At 32.5% G+C, this 951-nt stretch carries 1 protein-coding gene and 1 pseudogene; both read right to left on the bottom strand.

The annotated features are described in order from the left end of the window. Window positions 1-10 precede the first annotated feature (10 nt). Window positions 11-421, bottom strand: a pseudogene (locus tag E2K52_RS14495) (transposase family protein); the annotation flags it as partial. A gap of 37 nt (window positions 422-458) precedes the next feature. Beyond that, entirely contained in the window at window positions 459-863 is a 405-nt protein-coding gene (locus tag E2K52_RS14490; RefSeq protein ID WP_004783114.1) for a transposase family protein, read from the bottom strand. Window positions 864-951: the final 88 nt, after the last annotated feature.

The following is a 951-nucleotide window of genomic DNA, read 5'->3' as shown; positions in this document are numbered from 1 at the left end:
TAGACTTCCTTCATAAATCATTTTTCAACCAATTTAATTGTTTATCTTTCACCCAATCTAAATTGTATATGCCAGCAAGTAAATTAAACCGCAGGTTTAATCGTTTACGACGATTTCTATATACACAAGATAAAATCTTAAAACATTTCATCCTTCCAAATACATGCTCTACTTGAATTCGTCTACGACCAATCTCTTTATTTAACTTTTTTAATTCAGAATCTAGTTGTTCAGTTTTCTTTGCTTTAGATGGCATGAGGCATCCAAAACCCAATTTCTTTATCCCTAAATACCCCTTATCAACGATAAAAAAGGGCTTAAATTTTAATTTCCTCATGCTTTTTTTAAATATTTTAAAATCATGCATGCTTCCATGACTTCCACATACACTCAGTATTTCACCTGTTGTATAGTGCATAGATAGCTGAAATTTAAAGGTATGTCGCTTTTTTTTACCGCTATACCATTTCTTCTGTTTTTTTTGGACGTTGAACTAATATTTCAGTTGCATCAATCACAACAACTTCCCAATCCACTTCATCTCGATTAGGAAGTTGTTTTGGCAGGTTAAATTTTCCAGAACGGATTAAGGTATCTTCAATAACACGTGTGATACGAATTGCACTCGTTTCAGATACACCGTAACTCATACCAAGATGAAAAAATGTTCGATATTCTCTCCAATATTCTATACATAAGAGCAAACGATCTTCCAACGGTAATTTATGCGGTCGTCCTTTACCAATATGACAAGGTAAATGCTTATTTAGCTCGGCCAACATGAGGTTAAATGTAGCCCAACTAACACCGGTAAGCCTACGAAATTTAACGTCTGATAATTTTTGAATATCTTTGAATTTCATCCAAGAATTATCCCTTGAATTAAATAATTTTGCTGATTAATTTAAGATCAAATAAATTGTACGTTTTTTGATTTATGACGGAAGTCTA

The sequence above is a fragment of the Acinetobacter sp. RF14B genome (assembly GCF_006864105.1).
GTDB lineage: Bacteria > Pseudomonadota > Gammaproteobacteria > Pseudomonadales > Moraxellaceae > Acinetobacter > Acinetobacter lwoffii_C.
Note: the sequence above shows the minus strand (reverse complement) of the source record. Positions and strands in the feature narration are given on the sequence as shown.